Source organism: Sphingopyxis macrogoltabida (genome assembly GCF_001307295.1).
GTDB lineage: Bacteria > Pseudomonadota > Alphaproteobacteria > Sphingomonadales > Sphingomonadaceae > Sphingopyxis > Sphingopyxis macrogoltabida_B.
The window spans coordinates 3,917,884-3,936,860 of the sequence record NZ_CP012700.1 but is presented as its reverse complement, the minus strand read 5'-3'; the positions used below and the strand labels follow the sequence as shown (position 1 = coordinate 3,936,860).

Sequence of the window (18,977 nt, the reverse complement as noted above, 5' to 3'; positions counted from 1 at the left end):
GACCGATTGCGGTCATTCAGCTAATCGAGAGTTGTTCCCGCTCCCGCTCTATCCATTTTCCCGCTTCTTTCCGGTAGGTTACAGCATAGGTCCCGCCAGCAAGGCCTCCCCAATCCTCGCTGACATAAATCAGCGCTGTAGAAGCGTCGTCCGAAACTGCTGGCAGCGACATTGTCAGAACGGCCACCGGCCAAGGTTCTTTCCGGGTGAGGCGGTCTATTTCTGAATTGCTAGAAATTACGTTGCTATTCGAAAGCCAGATTTTAAGGGAAGGGCATCGGTCGACGACCACAGCGTCCTGCTCTTTTGCCGCTTTTCGCATTAAGAGCACGCCAAGGTCTCCGCTAGCATCCGGCATCTTCGCTAAAATCGCATCAAGCTCTCCGACTGTCGGTGTGCCAAAGACAGGGCTTGGCCGAATCGCTATCGGCCGGGATTCATCGCGCTTGAAGCTGGCGGCATGCGCGACTGCGACAGCGCATGCATCGTCGAGCAGTACATGCTCATCTGCTAAGGGCGTGCATCCCTGTAAAGCAACAATCGGCAATAACACTCTGAACACGATGTTATACATTGCCCAACTTCGCACGACTTCAGCGCTTTAGCAATGACAGCTTCCCACCCCATTCCGGCCATTCCCGTCCCCGCTGAACCCTGTCCAAGCGGCCAAATGGTCCCAGCTTCTGACGACGGGCGCCAGCCGCGGCAACAACTCGGTATATCGGAGAAATTGCGCAGCGTCCCGAGATCTTCATTAGGACGCAGCAACCGCCTCGACATGGTTCAAATCACGGCCATGCCGACAGGCTCAGGCAAGCACCCTTCTTAGAAAACTGTTGAGGCATTGCGGATCGCGACGGGTGCATCTACTTCCGTAAAACACGCCTGAACCGAGAGGGATCGGGGGCCCATCGCGCCCTCTTCGGGTACATTAAAAACCCCGCCGGGCGCAGGCCCGGCGGGGTCACGAGCGGATTGTCGAGAAGACGGTCACAGCGATCCGCTCAATGCTTTGGAGAAGCGTTCGCGTAACGCTCAGTCTTGGGATCGGTTGCAGAGAAAATCCCCGCCGGACAGCGCTCGCCCGGCGGGGATCAGGTTTGCCCGCGCCCAATCGAAGACAGGAGGATGGACGCGGTCGGATAACGCTAGAGTAACGTTAGAGTTGCGGCGGTCCGTGATAATCAGCGCAGGGCCGCCCGGCTGATGCCGGTGAGGTGCTGATCTGGGGCACGCAACTCTATCTGTGCTGCGGCGTTAGCACTTCGATCGAACGGAGGGAGAATGATCATGAAGAAGTTGTTCGTAACGCTTGGTGCAACGTCCGCATTGTTGCTTGGAGCTTGTCAGAGCCCGGCCGCTGACAAGGTCGAGGACCAAGCCGAAGCCAAGGCTGAAGCGATAGACGACCAGGCCGATGCGATGCCCGAAGGACCCGCAAAGGAGGCGATGGAGAAGAAGGCCGACATCGTTGAGGAGCAGGGTGAGGAAAAGGCGAACGCCATGGATGATAATGGCGAAATCGCTCCATCCGAAACCGGGGTTGGCGACACGCAAAAGAAGTAGGATTGCCTTCCCCTAAAAGGCATCCTGAAGGGCGCCGCCTTTGCGGCGCCCTTCATATTTTCGACGCAAAGATTTTGGGAGCTGCGACAAGGCATCTCGCGCAGAATAGGGACCGGCAATGATAGAGCCGGACGCTCCGATCAGGCGCGAGCTTGCCGCGAAAGACGAACAGCTTGATTGCGGCAGGCGACGGGTGAAAGTTGGCGGGAAAAGTTCGCCGGAGTGGCAGCAGACCATCTCCCGATCAGTGTCGATCGGCACGGGCCGGCACGTATTGATGTTTAAATCGCAACGTGCCGGAGGCCCGAAGTCGGGGCTAGTCGACCCTTTGAACCGAAATCGGGCTGACTTGAAACCATCGGTTGCGAGGACTCCTCTGTTTGCCAATAACGTTTTCTGCAGCTGCTGCGTCATTGCTCGCTTAGCCTCCGATCGAAAGAGACTATGAAAACCGTCGCACACTCCCGTCCGCTATTGTGGCTGATACTGGCTGTGCCAGGTCTGTGGATGCTTGGGCGCTGGGCGGTGACGCCGGAGCTTTACGGTTACGGGCACATCATCGGCGACACCGGCGAGTGGGCGGTGTGGCTCCTTATGCTGACGCTGGCAGTCACGCCGATCCGTCTCATGTTCCGGCGTCAAAACTGGGCGCAGTGGCTGATGCGGCGGCGGCGCGATTTGGGTGTGGCCAGCTTTGCGTATGCCGCCAGCCACACCATAATCTATCTGATCCGAAAGGGTTCGCTCGATATATTGCTGACCGAGCTTTCCACACCTTATATCCTTATCGGGTGGTTCGCGCTGGCGTTGTTCGTCCCGCTTGCGGCCACATCCAACGACTTCGCGACCCGAGCCCTCAAGCGGTCATGGAAACGCCTTCACAGGCTCGTCTATCCCGCGGCGATACTGGTCTTCCTTCATTGGGTCCTGCTGGCATTCGATCCCACCACCGCCTTTATTCACATAGCGATCCTGACCGTGATCGAACTGGTCAGGGTCGGCCTGCAGTGGCGTCAAAGAGTGACGTAATTGCGGAATCGCGCCCCCTCGATTTTGTCTACATATTTGCCAATTTCGCGGTCGAACACGCCCATGTCCGCATAGGGACGGTATTCGAGGAATTCGTGGACCATCTTGTCGGTCATGCCGGGGATGAGCTTGATGTCCGCTTCGCTGCCGGTGTTGAGATTGACCGGAACGAACACGCCGACGAGAACCTTCGCCGCTTCGTCCGCTTTCAGTTTTTCGAGGAGTTTCTTGTTCAGCGCCGAGGCATTGGCATAGGGCTTTCCGGCCACGATTGCGGCGGCAAGTTCGGGCGTAACCCCTTCCACGCCAGCAAGCTGTTCCGCGGTTGCGGTATTCGCATCCAGTACGGTCGCGGTCGCTGCGGGCGCCGCTGTTCCGGCATCCGCCGTTGGCGTCTGTTCGGCGGTTTTCGAAGCGTCATCGGCACCGCCCGAGCAGGCGGACAGGGTCAAGGCGGTTCCGGCGAGACCCGCAGCGATTACGAATTTCCGCATAAAACGTCCTTTTATGTTGGGGGGAAATTGAATTTAGCAGATTTGGTCTGAAGTTGTGAGCCGCTCATTCGTGCGCGGCCTTTTCGAGTTGGCAATATATTCCGTGCCAATCCGATTACCGATACGCATCTTCAAGGCGTGACAGCCGCTTCGCTATAGCATCCTCGACGCTTTCACGGATAGGCGCCTAGCTGCTTAGCGGTTCGTACCATCTGACCCATGCCTTGTCTCCGCGCGCTGATATACCCCGCAGGGTATAATTTCCAAATACACCCTGCGGGGTATGGATTTGAGAGATGCTCTAGAGGCTCGATTTCAAATTCGAGTCGCGCGTGAGTTCTGGGCGAACGTCATAGGACATTGATGAACGCGACGAGCGAGGTGCGAGCAGATTCATCCATTCGGCCTGATGTCTGCGCGGAGATAAATGCAGATGCAGCCTTGGTCGGACTCTAATGTAGATTGAGTCTGATCGAGAGACCGGATGAAAAAACCCGAATGATCAGACAGGGTTGGTAAAGATATTTGGAAGCAATAATTAAGGTAATTCCAAAGATAAAAATAATCTGAATATATTTCAATTATAATTAGATTATAAAATTAATATATAAAATTTCAGTAATATGCTCTCATTGCGACTCAATCCCGGGTCGCGATATGGTAGAGAGAGTAAACATGAACAAGAGTGAAAACAGCATCGTCGATCTTGGCGATGCCCGTGTCGAAACCCGCGGCACCGGCGAACTCGGCCCGCTGGACATCCAGACGTTCCAGCGGACGTACAACGCCGGCATCCAGACCGACGATTGACGCGATGGGCGTGCGGCACCGCCAGCGGTGCCGCACGCACGCGCTCGTAGAGCTATCCCGCATGACCGGCTACCGCCTCCGCGCTGACCTCAGCTACTGCCTGATCGGCGCGCGCGCGATCTTCCTCGATCTAGCGGCAAGCCTGTCAAACGGCGTTCAAAAGGGACCCCCGATCGGCGTCGAAGAGGGACCCCCTTTTCGGATAATATGATGCTGGTTTGTTGAAGATGGCCTTGCGCTGCGTGCGGCGGAGGGCGGGCGTAGCCCGACCGGAGGCGCGCGCAGCGCAAGATAGATTTTTGAAGGCGCCGAAGGTGGCTGTCAGCTGCGGTTTTTGAAGCGCCAGCTGTCGTTGCCCGTCTCGACGATATCGCAGTGGTGGGTGACGCGGTCGAGCAGCGCCGTGGTCATCTTGGGATCGCCGAACACGGTCGGCCATTCGCCGAAGGCGAGGTTCGTGGTGATGATGACGCTGGTCCGCTCATAAAGCTTGCTGATGAGGTGGAACAGCAACTGCCCTCCCGAGCGGGCGAACGGCAGATAACCGAGCTCGTCGAGCACGATCAGGTCGAGCCGCGACAGCTGCGCCGCCAGGGTCCCGCCTTTGCCGATCCGGGTCTCCTCTTCGAGGCGTGTCACCAGATCGACGGTGTTGAAGTAGCGGGCGCGAGCGCCCCTTCGCACGACATTGGCGGTGATCGCGATGGCGAGGTGGGTCTTGCCTGTCCCCGTGCCGCCGACCAGCACGATATTGCGGCGAGGCGGGAGGAAGGAGCCATCGTGAAGGGAGCGGATCATCTCCTCATTGATCGGTGTGCCCTCGAAGCTGAACCGCTCCAGGTCCTTCACCACGGGCAGCCTCGCAGCCGTCATCCGATAGCGGATGGAGGCTGCATCCCGGTGGGTCGCCTCAGCACGGAGCAGGTCGGTCAGTATCTCCATGGTGGTGCGCTTGCGCTGGAGGCCGGTGGTGACCGCCTCGTCGAACGCCGCCGCCATGCCCTTGAGTCCGAGGCCGCGCATCGTGTCGATCATATCATGCCGCTGCATCATAGCCTCGCAGCAGATCATAGCGGGCACAGTCGGCGAGCGGAGGATGCTGCAGCATCCGGTCTTCCGAAGTGACGATGCTGTGGGGTGTCGCCGGCTCGCGGCGCCGGGAGAGGATGTTGAGGATCAGCTCGTCGCTGGCCGTTCCGTTCGCCAACGCTTCGCGCACGGCAGCCTCTACCGGCTCCAGGCCATCGGTGAGCACCGCCGAGAGGACCCGCACGAACCTGCGATCGGCCTCGTCCCCGGTGCCGAGCCTTCGCCGTAATCGGTGCAGGGCGGGCGGCAGATCCCAGTCCTGGAACGGTGCGCCGTTACGCAGCGCGCCGGGCTTGTGCGCGAGGACCGGCAGATAATGCCAGGGATCGTATATCGTGCGGTTCCGACCGAAGTGGCGCTCATGCTCCCCGACGATCGCATCGCCGCAGCGTATGACGATGCGATCGGCATAGGAGCGCACCTGAACGGTCCGGCGTGCGGCCGTCGACATGACCGAGTAGCGGTTGCGATCGAAGCTGATGAGGCAGGTGCCGGTGACGGCATGCTCGCTCTCATGGAAGCCGTCGAACGGTGCCAGGATCGGCTGCAGGGCCGGTCGCTCCATATCCAGCGCCTCGGCGACGGTAATATCCCCGCGTTCGGGATGGGCATGATGCTCGGCCCAGCGCCGGCACTCGGCCTCCAGCCACCCGTTGAGCTCGGCCAGGCTGGCGAACCGGAGTCGCGGCTGGAAGAAGCGGCCTCGGATCGTCTGGACCTGCTGCTCGACCTGGCCCTTCTCCCATCCCGCCGCCGGCGAGCAGGCGGTCGGCTCGACCATGTAATGATCGGTCATGATCAGGAAGCGGCGGTTGAACACACGCTCCTTGCCGGTGAACACGGCCGTCACCGCCGTCTTCATATTATCGTAGATACCGCGTCGCGGCACACCGCCGAAGAACGCGAACGCCCGGGCATGGGCATCGAACAGCATCTCCTGGCCCTCGCGCGGATAGGCCCGGACATAGGGTGCGCGCGAGTCGCAGAGACGCATATGCGCCACCTTCACCCGCATCGGCTTGCCGGCGATCTCCACATCCTCGTGGCTCCAGTCGAACTGGTAGGCCTCACCCGGCTGGAAGGTCATCGGGATGAACGCCGGTGCGCCTTCGCCAGCATCCTTCCGCCGCGCAGCACGCCAGCGCGCCGCATAGCGGCGCACCGCATCATAGGATCCATCGAACCCCTCGCGCACCAGCAGGTCATGGATACGCGTCATCCGTAGCCGATCGCGGCGGCCGCGACCTTCGTTCTCCTCAAGCAGCGCATCGAGACGATCCTGATAAGGACCGATCCGCGGCAGCGGCTGGACTTTGCGCTGATAGTTGAACGCCGCCTCCGGCGACCGGATCGCTTTGCGGACGACCTTCCGCGACAAACGAAGGTCACGAGCGATCGCCTTGATCGCCTTACCCGCTGCATGCTCACGCCGAATCCGAACCACTGTCTCCACGATCAACATCCCGTTCTCGCCAACTGATCAAAACCAGTCGGCCGACTAAATCCCCGGGATGAAGGGGTCCTTTTTGCACGCCGATCACCCCACGAAGGGGGTGCCTATTGCACGCTGATCCTCACGGCAAGCCGCTACTTTCTCCTTGAAGGGGCGGGAGCGGCGTGCCTTACGGCCTTTGCCGAAGGCACAGCGAGCGCGCATGATCTGGCCTGGCTCCTTGAGCAGGGGCTGATCGAACCTGGCGCCTCGCAGGCGGGGCGCGCCAGCGCGCCATCGCCGGTCGCCAGTCTGCATGACCGACGTCTGGGGACGCCGCGGCCGTGGCTGCTCCTCGAAGCGATCGCGGGGCAATCCCGCGCCCGCCGACGTCTCGCCCATCATTCGCTCGGCGCGCTTCTCGAAGCCTCAGTCGTTCCCGGCTCGGCCGCCGATCCCGACCGGTGCCGCCCCATCGCAGCAGCGATCGAGCGCGTATCGCGCTACCGCGACGCAACCGACCAATGCCTCGCGCGTGGCCTTGCTATGCGCGCCATGCTGGCGCGCCGGGGTCTCGCCGCCGATCTCGTGGTCGGGGTAATGCTTCCCTTCACGGCCCATTGCTGGCTCCAGTCGGGCACGACCGTGCTCAGCGACCCGCTCGACCGGGTCGTCAATTTTACGCCCTTGCTGACGGTGCGATGAGGTTAGCCTTCCGCCTCGATATCGCGCCGTCCGGCCTCGCGGCGCACACCGACCATCATGCCGAACCCGGTTCATCGGCATATGAGGTGCGCGCCGCGAGGCTATGGAGCGATGCCCCCCGGATCGACCTTGGCGAGAGGGGCTTTATTGTCGGGGCGCTGTTTCGGCGGGACGTCCCCACGACGCGCGTTACCGAGCTCCCTCCCGCCGAGCGGCAGAGCATATTGGATACGAACGGCGACGCACTGCTTGCCGATTATTGGGGCGGATATGTGGCGCTGTTCATCGGTGAGGATGGCGGACTCTCGGTCTTGCGCGACCCTTCCGGGATGATGCCTTGCTATATGCGGCGCGGCGCTGCGGGCATCGCGCTCGCGAGCGACATGACGGCGCTTGCCAAGCCGGGTGCCGTCGCGGTTGACTATGCCGCGCTCGCACGGATGTTCGCTGGCATCGACGTGATCGGACGCCAGACGGGTATCGCCGGGATCGAGGAACTCTTCCCCGGCGAGCGTCTGATCGTTACGTCGTCGGGAAGTCGTATCGAACAGGCCTGGTCCCCATGGGATCATGTAGGGCCCCCTGCCGGATCGAATTTCGATACAGTGGCCGCCGCACTGCGCGTCACGCTTAAGGACAGCATCGGCGCTTGGTCGACCTGCTTCGACAAGATTCTGGTCGGCGTATCGGGCGGGCTCGACAGTTCGATCGTCGCCGCCGCGCTCGGCCCGCGCACGCCGGGCCTTAGATGCCTGTCGATGGTCGAGCCCGGAACCGACGGCGACGAACGGCGCTATGCCGAGGCGCTTGTCGGCAAACTCGGTGTACGGCTCGATGCGCCAGTCTATGAAATCGCCGCCGTCGATGTTACGCAGCCGGTGCTCCCGCATCTGCCGTTGCCCTTCGCGCTGCATTTCTTTCACGCGATCGAGGCGGAGCACGCGAGGCTGGACGGCCCGGTCGATGCCTATTTCTCGGGCAATGGCGGCGACAATATCTTCTGTGGTCTGCGTAGTGCAGTTCCGCTCGCTGATCGCTTCCTCACCCGCAGTCTCCGGCCCGGCCTTCTGCAAACCGCGCGCGACCTTGCGGACCTCACCGGATCGGGAATGGTCGCCGTGGCGGCGAAAGGCTGGGAGCGTGTCCGCCGAAGGAGGGCGGGGCATCGTGCCCGTCGCGACCTGAGTGGCCTTGGCCCCGTCGGACGCGCGGCAGCGATGGACGAGAGCGATCGCCATCCCTGGCTCACGGCGCCGCCGGGAACGCTGCCGGGCAAGGCGGCGCATGTCGCGATGCTTGCCCGCGCGCAGAAAAGCATCGAACTCTATCCGCGCAGCGCGGCGCCGCCACAGATCTCGCCTTTATTGTCGCAGCCGATTGTCGAACTCTGCCTGTCGATCCCGACCTGGTATTGGGTGCGCGGCGGCCGCGATCGTGCGGTCGCGCGCAAGGCCTTCGAAGGCTTGCTCCCCGACCTCATTCTCGAACGCCGCACGAAGGGCAGTCCGAGCGGCTTCATCCGGCGCGTGTTCGTCGCGCAGGGCGAGACGGCCATCGCGATGCTGCGCGGCGGGCGGCTCGTCGAGGCGGGGCTGATCGATCCCGAATCGCTGGCGCGCGCGGGCGAGGGAGCATGGCGGGATGACGGCCGCGATCACCGGATACTGACCTTCGCGGCGGCCGAGGCTTGGGTCCGCTGGTGGGAGGAGGCGGGCTATCCGTCCGGACCGTCGCAGCGCGGCGATGCCGCGCGCATCTTGTCCCAGAATGCGTAGCGCTCGGCGACGGGTGATCCGGGGTCAAGTTTGCCGAGCAGCCAATAGTCGAACCAGGCGATATTCTCCTGCATCGCGCCGATCCGGTTCGAGGGGATGTGGAAGATATGCGTCTCGTCGGAGGCGCTATCCTCGCCGGGATAGAGGCTGAGCTGCGTCGGCACGCCGGCCTTGCGGAGTGCGGTATAGAGGTCGATCGACGGCACGTAGGGCGCGGCGACCTGCTGCAGGATGGCGCCGCACACCTCGCTCGCACGTAGCGATGGCGAGAGGCGGCGATAATACACGAGAGCTGCGGGATCGGTCGGCGGTCCCCCGAACACCGCGTCATAGGATCCCGCGATGTCGGCATAGAAGGCCGGCTCCAGATAGCCGCCGTCACCGCTCGAAGCCGCCCGGAAGACATGCGAGTTCGTCATCGTCACATTGACCATCTGCGAGCCGCGGCTGTAACCCGCGATCCCAACGCGCGCGGCATCGATGACGCCTGCGTCGACCAGTTCCTTCACCGCATCCTCATAGCTCGCGACGCCATTGAGCCAGATCAGTTGCTGAAGCGTCTCGGGCGGCAGATCGCGGGTTTCGTTGATCCACGCATCATAGGCCGCGCTGATTTCCGCATTTTGCCGCGAGCTGGGATCATTGACGAGCAGCACGACATATCCCCGTTCCGCGAAGAGCTGGACCGGATATTCCCATTGGTTCTCGCGATTGGCGAAGCGATCGTCGGCATCGGTGCCGTGGGTCACAACAATTGCCGGATAGCGCTGGCCTTTCTCATATCCGCGCGGCCAGACGATATAGCCGGTCGCCTTGTAGCCGTGCCGGTTGGTCCAAGTGCGTGGCTCGATCGTCAGCGGCGTGATCGCCTCATGGGCCGGCGACGCGGATGCGACCCGCCTAATCTTGCCGCTGCTCACATCGACCGCGACGACCGCGGGCGGTGCGGCCTGGCCTTGCGCGATGCATGCGCCATGTTCAAGCGTCGGCCCGAAATCGCAGAGGTTCAGGCTTTGCTCGCCTCCGATCTTGCGCACGGCCCCATTCTCCACCACCGCGAGGCCGAAGCGGGGGGCATCGATCGTCCGGGTGCCGGTGATCGCGCGCTTGCCGTCCCGCGAGCGGAAGCCGCCGACCGCGCGTCCATCGCCGACCGCGAAGGCAAAATTTCCGTAGCTTCGCGTTTTGTCGCCGGGCAGCGTCTCGACGAGCTCGCGCGTATCGCCATTGCCTTGCGAAGAAAGCTTGCCGCCGTTCGGTCCGGCGAGCAGCCAATAGACGCGTTCGACCTTGGGATCGAGCAGGCGGGCCTTTCGGTCGGCGAAGCCCCAGGCCATGGTGACGACCTTCTGCTGGCCGTCGGCACCTGCCTCCATGACATCATATCGGACTTCGTCCTTCTCCCAGCGCACATGGTTCCGGTCGAAGAAGGTGGTGAGATCGCTCTGCGGACGCATCCCGAGCAAGAGATCTGTCCCGTCCGGTTCGCGCAGATAGATCGATGCGGTTGCCTGACCCGGCGATCGCCGCCGCGCGCGTTCGGCGGTCACGTCGCTGTCGTAGCGGACGGACTTGGTGGGCGGCGCGGCATCGACGGTGACGTAGAAGAGGCGCTTCCCGTCCGGCGACCAGCTATGCGCGCGGACGCCGGTCGGGAGCGGCGCATGCCCATAGCCGGGAAAGACGGCGCCTTCGCTGTCGCCGAAGATCGCCCTTGCCGGGTGAACGACGAGCGGCATCACCGTGCCTGTCGGCTCGATCCGGTAGAGCTGCACGCCGTCGCCCTTGTCGATCCGCGCGCTCCAGTCCGCTGTGCCGGGAATACGGCTGAGCTGGTCGATCCATCGCGCCCGAAGCAGGTCGCGCGTCGCCCCGCTCGCCAGATCGACCTGCCGCAGGATCGCATCGGTGCGGTCGCTCTCACGGTCGGCAATGCGCACGACATAGGCGGCGCTCTTGCCGTTGGCGGCGATCGCGATCGCGCGAACCTCGGGGATGGACAGTTGATCGTCGAGCGTCCACACGCGCTCTGGCTCGCTGCCGAGCGCTTGGGATGTCAGCATCACGCCAGAAATCAGTGCCGCGCCGGCGAGGAGAATAGGCCTCGCCATTATCACCACTCCTGCCGGACGGTGATGCCGACGAAGCGTCCTGCCGCCGAATAATTGGTCGTGTCGAACGGTGTGTCGGCGGGCAGCGCGGTCGAGATCGCAGCCGGTTTTCTGTCGAAGAGGTTGAGCGTAGCGAACGAGATTTCGGTGCCCGACCCGATCCGCGCCCGGGCCGTCAGGTCGACCGTGGTGTAGGCGGGGATCCGCACTGGTACCGCCTGCCGGTCGTCGTCGAGCCCGCTCATATGATTGAAGAAGCCCGACAGCGAGAAGCGCTCGCTGCCGTAGGTCACGCCCGCGCGCCCGCGAAAGTGCGCCGGATGAAAGAGCGTGCCGGCAAGACGCGTCCACGCGGCTCCGGGAAGCAATTGCTGGCGGCTTTTGAGGAAGCTCCCCGCAGCCGAAAGCGTCAGCTCCTTGCCGCTCGCGAGATTGATGTTGTAGCGCATCGCGAGGTCGACCCCCGAGTAGCGCTGACGCGCGATATTGCGATCGCGCGCGTCGATGAATGCGACGACATTGGCGGGATTGTAGGGACGTCCCGCGCCATTCTCGAGCCCGAGGAGGGCGCCGTCGATAATCGCCTCGAGGTCAGCGGCGCCGGGGCTCAATGTCACGAGATCGGCGTAGAGGGGATTGTCGAGCACGCCGAACAGCGACGGGATCGGTGTCGCGACCCGGTCCCGGTAATCGATCCGGTACCAGGCGGCGGTCAGTTCGAGGCCGCGCGCGGGCGTGAGAATGGCGCTCAGGGTCAGGTTCTTTGACCGCTCGGGCCCGATCCGGCTGTCGGGGCCGGCAGCGAATACGATATCAGCGCTTGCCGGATAACCGCTGCCGTAGCGTGCAGCGCGTGCGAGCACCGCCGAATAGCCGCTATATTGCTGATAGAGCGTCGGCATCTTGAACGAGCGGCCCCAGGATGCGCCGAGACGCAGCATCTCGACAGGCTCCCAGACCATCCCGAGTTTCGGGGTGAGGATGCTCTCGGCGTCCGAATAATCCTCGAAACGCAGCGCGCCGGTCAGCGCCAGGCGGTGCAGTCCGGCGATGTCCTGTGAGGGGGAGGTAAGGGGAACGAGGAGTTCGCCATAAGCGAAGATATTGTCGCGCCGCCGCTCGACGTCGCCGGTCGGCGACGTGGCGAAGAAATGATTGCGCCGCGCGCCGCCGCCGAAGGCGATTCGGATGTCGCCCGCCGGAAGTTCGAACAGCGGTCCCTGAAAGCCCGCTTCGAGCGCGAGGTTGCGGTTGAAGAAATGCTTGTCAGTGCGCTGCAGAAGGTCGCCGCCGAAATAGAGATCGGTGAAACCGCCCGTGCGGTCGGTGCCGAAGAAGCCGCTCGCCTTGAAGCGCCAGTCGCCGCCGAGTTCGGCGGTCAGGCTCGGCGCGATCCCGAAAATCTCGGACGTGCTGAGATTGTCGAGCCCGAACTCGTCGGGCGGGATTGTGAGGCTGTAACCCGTCGCCGAGCGCAGCCGGCTCTTCTTATAGAGAAGATCGGCGGCAAGGGTAACGTCGGGTCCGATGGCCTGATGGCCGCTCACCAGCAGCGAGTGGCGCGAGATCGCCGGGAAGAGCGTCGTGTCGGGATTGGCGGCAACGGCATAATCGCGATCTCCGGCCTTGGTCGCGGTGGAGCGGCTATAGTCATAGGCGGCGAGCAGGCCGCCCGACGCCCAGCTCTTGCCGCCGAGCAGGCCATATTGTTGCTGGACATTGCCGCCGTCGGTCGAGCCGCCGACGCGCGCCATCGCCGACAGACCATCATAGTCGCGTTTTAGCAGGATATTGACGACACCCGCGACTGCATCGGCGCCGTAGATTGCCGAGGCGCCGTCGGCGACGATCTCGATTCGCTCGACCGCCGACACCGGGATCGCGCTCACGTCGATGACCGAGGAGACGCCGGTGTAGGCGAAACGATTGCCGTTGAGCAGGGTCAGCGTCGCGTTGGAGCCGATGCCGCGCAGATTGAAGGTCGACGCTCCATTAGCATTGGCATTCTCGTTGGGAGCGCCCTGGCTGTTGCCGATGCCGGGATTCTGGCCGCCGCCGAAGTTCTGCGGAAGGCTGCGCGCAACCTCGCCAAGATCGGTCTGTCCGCCGTTCCGGATGTCCTCGGCCGAGACGCGGGTGACTGGCACCGCCGCGGGCGCGCCCGCGATCCGCGTGCCGGTCACGATGATCTCCTCGGGAGGAGTCTCGTCCGGCGTTTCGGCCGCGGATCGCCCTGCGATAATGACCGCGCCCTTTTCGTAACGCGCTACGAGGCCGGTTCCGCGAATTAGCCCGTCGATGGCTTCGCGTGCAGTCATTCTCCCGACAAGCGACGATGACGTGCGACCCTCGAGATCGCGGGCCGAGACATAGAGTTCGATCCCCGCCTGGGCGGCGACGCTACGTAGCGCATCGCCGAGATCCTGCCGCGGCAGGTTGAAGCTTTGCTGCTCTTGCTGGAATGCGTGTGCCGTCCCCGGCGTCAGCGCCATCGCGGCGCCCGCCATCAGCGCCGCGAGCGACTGAGATTTTCCGGACATATTTCCCCCTTCATCGTTGGGCCGTGCGCGGGTTGCACGGCCGGCAAAGGGGAAAGACGGCGAGAGAGCGGAAACCCTAGTGAGCTTCGAAGATTTTTTCGCTGCAGATGGGCCAGGGGAGGGCCGACTTTCGGTTGCCTGGTCGAGAAGCGTAACAGGGCGCCTCAGTGTGACAGCACATATCCGCAACATTTTGTGAGCGCGATCAAGCGATGTTCAGCCCAGACTGCAAATCCGGAAGCCAATGGCAGAGCGGAGAATGCAGCATTGGCGACGGAACGATTGGTCCAATTCGACAACAGGATGGATGCAATAGTATCTGGCACTTGTTTTCCGGCCTAGTACCGTGGAACTGGACGTGTGGAGGGATAATGAGGCACGGGCAGATTCCCGACCGAGTGTCGGCGGCAGACTTCATTCGCGGCTTCGCAAGCTGGCGCCTCCAATCGGCGCGCAGGCCTGTGGTCGTGACGCATCATGGCAAAGATGCGCATGTGCTGATATCGCTCGACGACTATCGCCGACTTGGCAGCGATGGTTGCCAGTCCGGAAACGGACGTCTCCAAGAGTCGCAGATACTACTTATGGAATCTGTCCGCGACTGCGTGATACTGATTGATCGCGAGCAACGCATCGCTGCGCTCAATCCCGCGGCAAGTGACATGTTCGAAATCGCAGCGAGCAGTCTCGTCGGGCGGCCACTGGTGGCGGCTCTGCCGACGCTCGAGACAAGCGTCCTTTTTCCTCATATCCTGAGGATGATCGATCATCGCGAGCGCTTTACGGGAGAGTTGCCGTCTTTGCTGCGTCCTGGTCAGTGGCTCCGCGCCGACCTGATCCCCTTGCCGGTGGGCGGTGCTATCGTCCTGCGCGATATCAGCGAAACGATTCTGGCGCGTGAAGCTGCAGATGCGCAGCATGCGGTAATCCGTGCCCTCGACATCGATGGCGGTATCGGACACGCGTTGCTTTCGGTTCGAGAGACGATTGAATATGCCAATCCCGCGCTGGCGGAGATGATCGGGGCCAATGAGCAAGCGATACGCCGCGTGCGTTTTTCAGCCCTGCTTCCACTCGCCGCACGCAATCAGTTCGCCGAGGCTATCGGAACACTCTTTCGCACCGGAGCGCCGTTACGACAGGCGTCGGAACTGCTTTCGCGCGAAGGTTTGCCTGTTCCTGTGACGCTGTCGATCGTCGAACGCCGCGGCACCTACGGGAGCGAAGGCGCTGCCATCTTGGTGACGCGCCGCTGACCAGCCGTGCTGCTTCGGCGCGCCGCTATCTTCAGGGCTCGCGGAAGTAGCGGTCCAGATCGTCACCGAGCCGTTCCCGGTGCAGGAAATCGCGCAAATAGCGCTCCATCTCTTCGATGCCGCAGGGGCTGAGGAGGATATGCACGTCACCTTGCGCGGAGTCGGGAGCGAGATGCTTAGCGAGCCCGCGGTCGAGGAGTTGTCCGATCCAGCGAAGTGCAGTGGTTGGCGCGACCGAAACCGCCGTGCAGAGACGCCCGACCTCCATCGTCTGATCGCGGTGGTGGGCAATGTAAAGCAGAAGCAGAATGTCCCAGGCCGGCTCCGCGAAGAGGTCATGGCGGATGAGGCTGTTGCGGCGCCGGCGACTGTGAAACTCGCTTTGCGCAATCGCGGCAAAGGCTTCCTTCTCCTGCATCACAGCAGCCCCCTTTCCCGCATGCTGGCGATCTCGTTGGCACCGATCACCAGATGATCGAGCAGCTTCACGCCGACCGAGCCGACGATCGATGAAATGCGGAGGGTCAACACGATATCCTCCGCGCTCGGCTCTGCGGACCCCGATGGATGATTGTGGGCAAGGATCACGCCCTGCGCGGCAAGATCAAAGGCGCGGCTCAGCAGGCGCCGCAGATCGGCCTCGACATGCCGGCTCGTTCCTTCCGCCAATATTTCGTCGCCAAGATACCGCCAGTCATAGGTCACGAAGGTGGCGTGCAGGCATTCGGTGGGAGATTTTCCGATACGCGCGCGCAGATAGGCGCCGAATGCGGGATCGCCGACAGAAACCGGTGTGCGACTTATCTGCTCGAGTAACCCGCCGGTGACGAGGGCGCGAGCTGCGGTGATGACGTGGACGAGGTCGCTATTCCCCCCGAGGGCGAGGTCGAGCTGTTCGCGGGGCGCTGCGATCGCGCGGCCGAGACTTCCGAAATGTGCGATCAGCTGGCCGGCCGCCGCCTCGGCTCGGTTGCCCGCGAAGGGTTCGAGGAGGCGCGCCACGGCCGGTAGGCCCCGTAACGCTTCGTCCGGGTCGCATGCGCCCAGATCCCGCCGGTAAGGATCAGCAGGATGCAGTAATAGGGCGCGTAATTCAACAGGACATAAGCGATAACCGACATCTTGCCGCTCGCTTCGCGGGCGAAATGCGAGGCGACCGAGACGAGCTGAAATGCCGAGAGCCATAGCGGATAGATCCTGTTCGCCCGGAGCGCGACGCCGGTGAAGATCGCCGCGACGAGAAGATCGATGATCAGGTGGCCGATATCGACCGAACCGTAGATCGTGTTCCGCCCGACGAGGATATGATAGAGACGGTCGCCGACGGTCATCCCGAGAAGCGTCGCCGCGCAAATCCGCTCGGGAGCCGCGCCCCAGCGCAGCGCTGCTGCGCAAAGGGCGAGGACCCAAATGAAATTGAAGGACCATAAGATGCTCACCCCGCCGGACTGGACCGGCGCGGCAGCATCGTCAACCGTCAGGCTGTGGCCTGGCGGCCGCCTTCTCCCGTCGTGGGGCTGAACCGCTGGGTATCGTCATGCCCCGGCATACCGGTGATCAGCGTCTTGTCGTCGACGAGCGCATTGTGCGATCGGAAAACGTCGTTCGCGCCGCTGATATCCGACTGGATGGCGCGCCCGAGGCGGATAATCGCCTCTTGGCCGACATGCGGTGCCGGCAGGTCTTCCGCCTGCCGAGCCCGGAGGATCGCGCTCATGACCGTGAGTTTTGCTAGCAGGCTTTCGTCGGCTTTCGCTTCGGCGTCGCGGATCTGACTACGGATGCGCGCCATATAGGCAGGAACAGGAATATTCATGGCAAACCCCCCGGACCCCGATTGCTCCTGATCGCCGGCCCATCATCACTCGTGGACAGGGCGGCTAGCCGCCAAGCGCTTCCGTGATCGCCCAGGCCGCCGTGATAGCGAGCACCAGGCTGGCGAGGATCGATGTCACCATGATCGTAATCGCCGCACCACGGGTGAGCGTGGCATTTGCGCCGTCGAGCACCCTGGGGACGACCACCGGTTCTTCCTGTCCCGCCCAGGGCGCTTCGATTTTCATCGTGAGCGAGTCCTGAAAGAGGAGGTCGGCTTCGGCGTCGTCCCGATCCGGTCTTTCGTCGGTTGGCGGCGGCGCGACGAGATCAATTTTTTGCTGAGAAGAATCTACACGTAACACGGACGGGGCATCCGGACATGCGTTACGGTAACGTCGGGCGAGCTCGAGGCGAGTTATCCCACCCAGACGCGATCTCATAATCTCGATATGGCGGTTGACAGCTGACTCGCCCGTGTCGAGAAGCCCCGCAATCTCCTTGCTCGTTCGGCCCTGAGCCAACAAATGTAACACGGCAGTCTGCTTTGCGGTCAGCAATTCGAATTCACCGGCGTTCGGTTTCGAGTCTTGGTCCGTCTGCATCGCAAGGGTCAATTAACCATAAGTGTCGTTGCGGCAAAAAGGCTTTTTTTTCTGTTGCTCATCGTCCAAAGGCTCGACGGCACGCGCTACGCGAAAGGATTCGCGGGCACCGTGACGCAAATTTCAATGCATTTTCTGGGTTATCGGTGGAAGCTTTGCGTCGCGAGACTGCTCGGTCTGCCGAATTGCGCTGTTTTGGCATCAATATGCTGCCAATATGGAGGTGATCGCTGCGGATCGGGCTTTCATGATTTAGGTCCGCATCCGGTTCGTTTGCCGCCTACGGTCAGCAGCCTCGAATCTTTTCGCCATCCGGCTTTTCTGCACGACTCGAAGCTGGCATATTCCTGGCATGAGAGGCGACAAACAGGGCAAATGGCGCAAGCTCGCGTTCACCATCGAATTGTGGTTCGCTTTCCTCATCGTCGGCAGCCATGTCCTGATCGGGCTGTGGGGCATCGTTCGGCCGCTGTTTTGACAGCGAGGCGCGCGGATGAAGATGATGGGCAGCTATCGGTGACGGGCAACCGGGCGGCGAGGGCGTTTATTTCCGGTTTGATGCAATCGACCTTTTTCCCTCGATTTTGGTCGATGCGGCTGGTCGTTCGTCTGCTGGATGGAGCGCCGTTCTGTGAATGAGATCAGGATCGCGCGGCCGGCGCTTGGTGCGGCGAGGATGGAAAGTCCGCCCACTCGAGGCACAGCATATCGCGGTTTGTCTTGGGCAGCGCTTTGCGATCAATAAGCTTGCCTTCGACCTCGAAATTGGCGTCGATCTTCACGATCAGCACCTTGCTGAAATTGCCCTTAAGGTTGAGCGTTACGGTCTCCGTCGTCTTGAACGGTGTGATCGTCTTCACCTCGACAAAGTCATTCCCGAGTTTGCCGTCGGAGCCCTGCGCGTATATCCGGTGCGGCTTTATGCCATAGGTGATCGCGCCATAAAGTTCGCCAATGTCACCATAGACCTGCAGATGGCGCCCGGTGAGTTCATGATAATCCGCAGCAGCTTTGAGCAGGCGTTGGAAGATCGGTACCAGATCGACGTCAAGGTTCGGGAAGCGCGCTTGGAACTCGAGCCGTTCAAGATGCGAATTGATTTCCGTCCATGTGATCCACTCACCATCGTCGTAGATGGCGTTGTCGTCATTCCACATATCTGTCGGGCCGTGCATCATGATCCCGACGTTAGACGCTAATCCGTAAATGCCCAGTTTCGACGCGCTGTGTATGTCGGCCACATCGCGTAACAGGAGCAATTTCCGTCGGTCCTTGCACACAGGTCGTAAAGCGGATCGCAACGTTCGCGAAACCTCGATACCCGCAAATGGCTCGGATTGGGCTGCCGCGGAAATGCGGTGGAGGCGCGCCGGGCAGATGGCGCGTAAGCAGTTCATAACTACGCGTAGGCGAGCGAGGCCGATGCAACGACCTACAACCGATTGATTGCGGTCTGCCCGAACTGTGATCCAAGGGCTGCTTTTCAGGATTTACCGCCAGAACCGGCTGGTCTCCAAACGGCCATTTTTATTCGCACTTAACCCTTCGGGTCTAGCAATGCCTCGACAAGAAAAGGCGGAAATATGCGAACGACCTTGAACTCGACGGCATCAGCAATTCTACTGATGGTTCAGCCTTCGCTCGCTCAGACTGGGGATAAGCGCGACTTGGCTGTGCCAGTCTCGATAGGAGACGGGCCTGTCGCTGGCTCCACGCCGTTGGTACTGCCCACGAAGGCTAGTGATGCTCA

Annotated in this window: 19 protein-coding genes; 7 read left to right on the top strand and 12 right to left on the bottom strand. The window is 62.1% G+C overall.

The genetic code is table 11. The annotated features are described in order from the left end of the window. Positions 1–16: 16 nt before the first annotated feature. Positions 17–574 carry a hypothetical protein gene (locus tag AN936_RS24810; protein WP_149037717.1) on the bottom strand — a complete coding sequence of 186 codons (558 nt, stop codon included), beginning with the start codon at positions 572–574 and terminating at the stop codon, positions 17–19. Between the two features lie 716 nt (positions 575–1,290). On the opposite strand from AN936_RS24810, the gene AN936_RS18315 reads away from it, so the two are divergent. Both AN936_RS18315 and AN936_RS18310 read left to right on the top strand, forming a co-directional pair. Next, positions 1,291–1,566, top strand: a complete 276-nt coding sequence (locus tag AN936_RS18315; RefSeq protein ID WP_054589336.1) for a hypothetical protein — start codon at positions 1,291–1,293, stop codon at positions 1,564–1,566. A gap of 444 nt (positions 1,567–2,010) precedes the next feature. Further along, entirely contained in the window at positions 2,011–2,595 is a 585-nt protein-coding gene (locus AN936_RS18310) for a sulfite oxidase heme-binding subunit YedZ (protein ID WP_234715630.1), read from the top strand. Here AN936_RS18310 and AN936_RS18305 read toward each other — a convergent pair. Beyond that, positions 2,580–3,047 (bottom strand): helix-hairpin-helix domain-containing protein, encoded by a 468-nt coding sequence (locus AN936_RS18305; RefSeq protein WP_234715629.1) that lies wholly within the window; start codon positions 3,045–3,047, stop codon positions 2,580–2,582. The two genes, AN936_RS18310 and AN936_RS18305, sit on opposite strands and share 16 nt — an antisense overlap. Positions 3,048–3,764: 717 nt before the next feature. Between AN936_RS18305 and AN936_RS25805 the strand changes: the two genes are divergently transcribed. After that, positions 3,765–3,899 carry a hypothetical protein gene (locus AN936_RS25805; RefSeq protein WP_257719788.1) on the top strand — a complete coding sequence of 45 codons (135 nt, stop codon included), beginning with the start codon at positions 3,765–3,767 and terminating at the stop codon, positions 3,897–3,899. Between the two features lie 321 nt (positions 3,900–4,220). Here the strand turns inward: AN936_RS25805 and istB are convergent, their stop codons facing one another. After that, positions 4,221–4,949 (bottom strand): IS21-like element helper ATPase IstB, encoded by a 729-nt coding sequence (gene istB, locus AN936_RS18295; RefSeq protein ID WP_031304487.1) that lies wholly within the window; start codon positions 4,947–4,949, stop codon positions 4,221–4,223. Beyond that, on the bottom strand, positions 4,936–6,450 hold the full coding sequence (istA, locus tag AN936_RS18290) for an IS21 family transposase (RefSeq protein ID WP_021238707.1): 1,515 nt from the start codon (positions 6,448–6,450) through the stop codon (positions 4,936–4,938). Before istA ends, istB begins: the two co-directional genes overlap by 14 nt. 105 nt (positions 6,451–6,555) lie before the next feature. Between istA and AN936_RS25855 the strand changes: the two genes are divergently transcribed. Together AN936_RS25855 and AN936_RS18280 are read left to right on the top strand one after the other, a co-directional pair. Then, positions 6,556–7,125 (top strand): lasso peptide biosynthesis B2 protein, encoded by a 570-nt coding sequence (locus AN936_RS25855; protein ID WP_084758524.1) that lies wholly within the window; start codon positions 6,556–6,558, stop codon positions 7,123–7,125. After that, entirely contained in the window at positions 7,122–8,900 is a 1,779-nt protein-coding gene (locus AN936_RS18280) for an asparagine synthase C-terminal domain-containing protein (protein WP_054589332.1), read from the top strand. Before AN936_RS25855 ends, AN936_RS18280 begins: the two co-directional genes overlap by 4 nt. Here AN936_RS18280 and AN936_RS18275 read toward each other — a convergent pair. Together AN936_RS18275 and AN936_RS18270 are read right to left on the bottom strand one after the other, a co-directional pair. Next, positions 8,840–11,011, bottom strand: a complete 2,172-nt coding sequence (locus tag AN936_RS18275) for a prolyl oligopeptidase family serine peptidase (RefSeq protein ID WP_054589331.1) — start codon at positions 11,009–11,011, stop codon at positions 8,840–8,842. The genes AN936_RS18280 and AN936_RS18275 overlap by 61 nt on opposite strands. 2 nt (positions 11,012–11,013) lie before the next feature. Continuing rightward, positions 11,014–13,551: a TonB-dependent receptor gene (locus AN936_RS18270; protein ID WP_054589330.1), complete on the bottom strand. Its 2,538-nt coding sequence runs from the start codon at positions 13,549–13,551 to the stop codon at positions 11,014–11,016. Between the two features lie 371 nt (positions 13,552–13,922). Between AN936_RS18270 and AN936_RS18265 the strand changes: the two genes are divergently transcribed. Further along, positions 13,923–14,807 (top strand): PAS domain-containing protein, encoded by an 885-nt coding sequence (locus AN936_RS18265; RefSeq protein WP_054589329.1) that lies wholly within the window; start codon positions 13,923–13,925, stop codon positions 14,805–14,807. A gap of 31 nt (positions 14,808–14,838) precedes the next feature. Here AN936_RS18265 and AN936_RS18260 read toward each other — a convergent pair whose 3' ends face one another. From AN936_RS18260 to AN936_RS18240, 5 genes are all read right to left on the bottom strand, one after another. Further along, positions 14,839–15,225: a hypothetical protein gene (locus tag AN936_RS18260; protein WP_054589328.1), complete on the bottom strand. Its 387-nt coding sequence runs from the start codon at positions 15,223–15,225 to the stop codon at positions 14,839–14,841. Beyond that, positions 15,225–15,809: a JAB domain-containing protein gene (locus AN936_RS25140; RefSeq protein WP_054589327.1), complete on the bottom strand. Its 585-nt coding sequence runs from the start codon at positions 15,807–15,809 to the stop codon at positions 15,225–15,227. Before AN936_RS25140 ends, AN936_RS18260 begins: the two co-directional genes overlap by 1 nt. Then, positions 15,749–16,246 (bottom strand): hypothetical protein, encoded by a 498-nt coding sequence (locus AN936_RS25135; protein WP_054589326.1) that lies wholly within the window; start codon positions 16,244–16,246, stop codon positions 15,749–15,751. The genes AN936_RS25140 and AN936_RS25135 overlap by 61 nt, the downstream gene beginning before the upstream one ends. A 38-nt stretch (positions 16,247–16,284) precedes the next feature. Further along, entirely contained in the window at positions 16,285–16,599 is a 315-nt protein-coding gene (locus AN936_RS18245) for a hypothetical protein (protein WP_149037716.1), read from the bottom strand. Positions 16,600–16,687: 88 nt separating this feature from the next. Then, positions 16,688–17,227 carry a helix-turn-helix domain-containing protein gene (locus AN936_RS18240; RefSeq protein ID WP_149037715.1) on the bottom strand — a complete coding sequence of 180 codons (540 nt, stop codon included), beginning with the start codon at positions 17,225–17,227 and terminating at the stop codon, positions 16,688–16,690. A 352-nt stretch (positions 17,228–17,579) separates the two neighbouring features. Here AN936_RS18240 and AN936_RS25800 point away from each other — a divergent pair, with 352 nt between their 5' ends. Next, positions 17,580–17,705 carry a hypothetical protein gene (locus tag AN936_RS25800; RefSeq protein WP_257719787.1) on the top strand — a complete coding sequence of 42 codons (126 nt, stop codon included), beginning with the start codon at positions 17,580–17,582 and terminating at the stop codon, positions 17,703–17,705. 163 nt (positions 17,706–17,868) lie between these two features. Here the strand turns inward: AN936_RS25800 and AN936_RS18235 are convergent, their stop codons facing one another. Then, positions 17,869–18,405 (bottom strand): hypothetical protein, encoded by a 537-nt coding sequence (locus AN936_RS18235; protein ID WP_234715628.1) that lies wholly within the window; start codon positions 18,403–18,405, stop codon positions 17,869–17,871. Between the last annotated feature and the right edge of the window lie 572 nt (positions 18,406–18,977).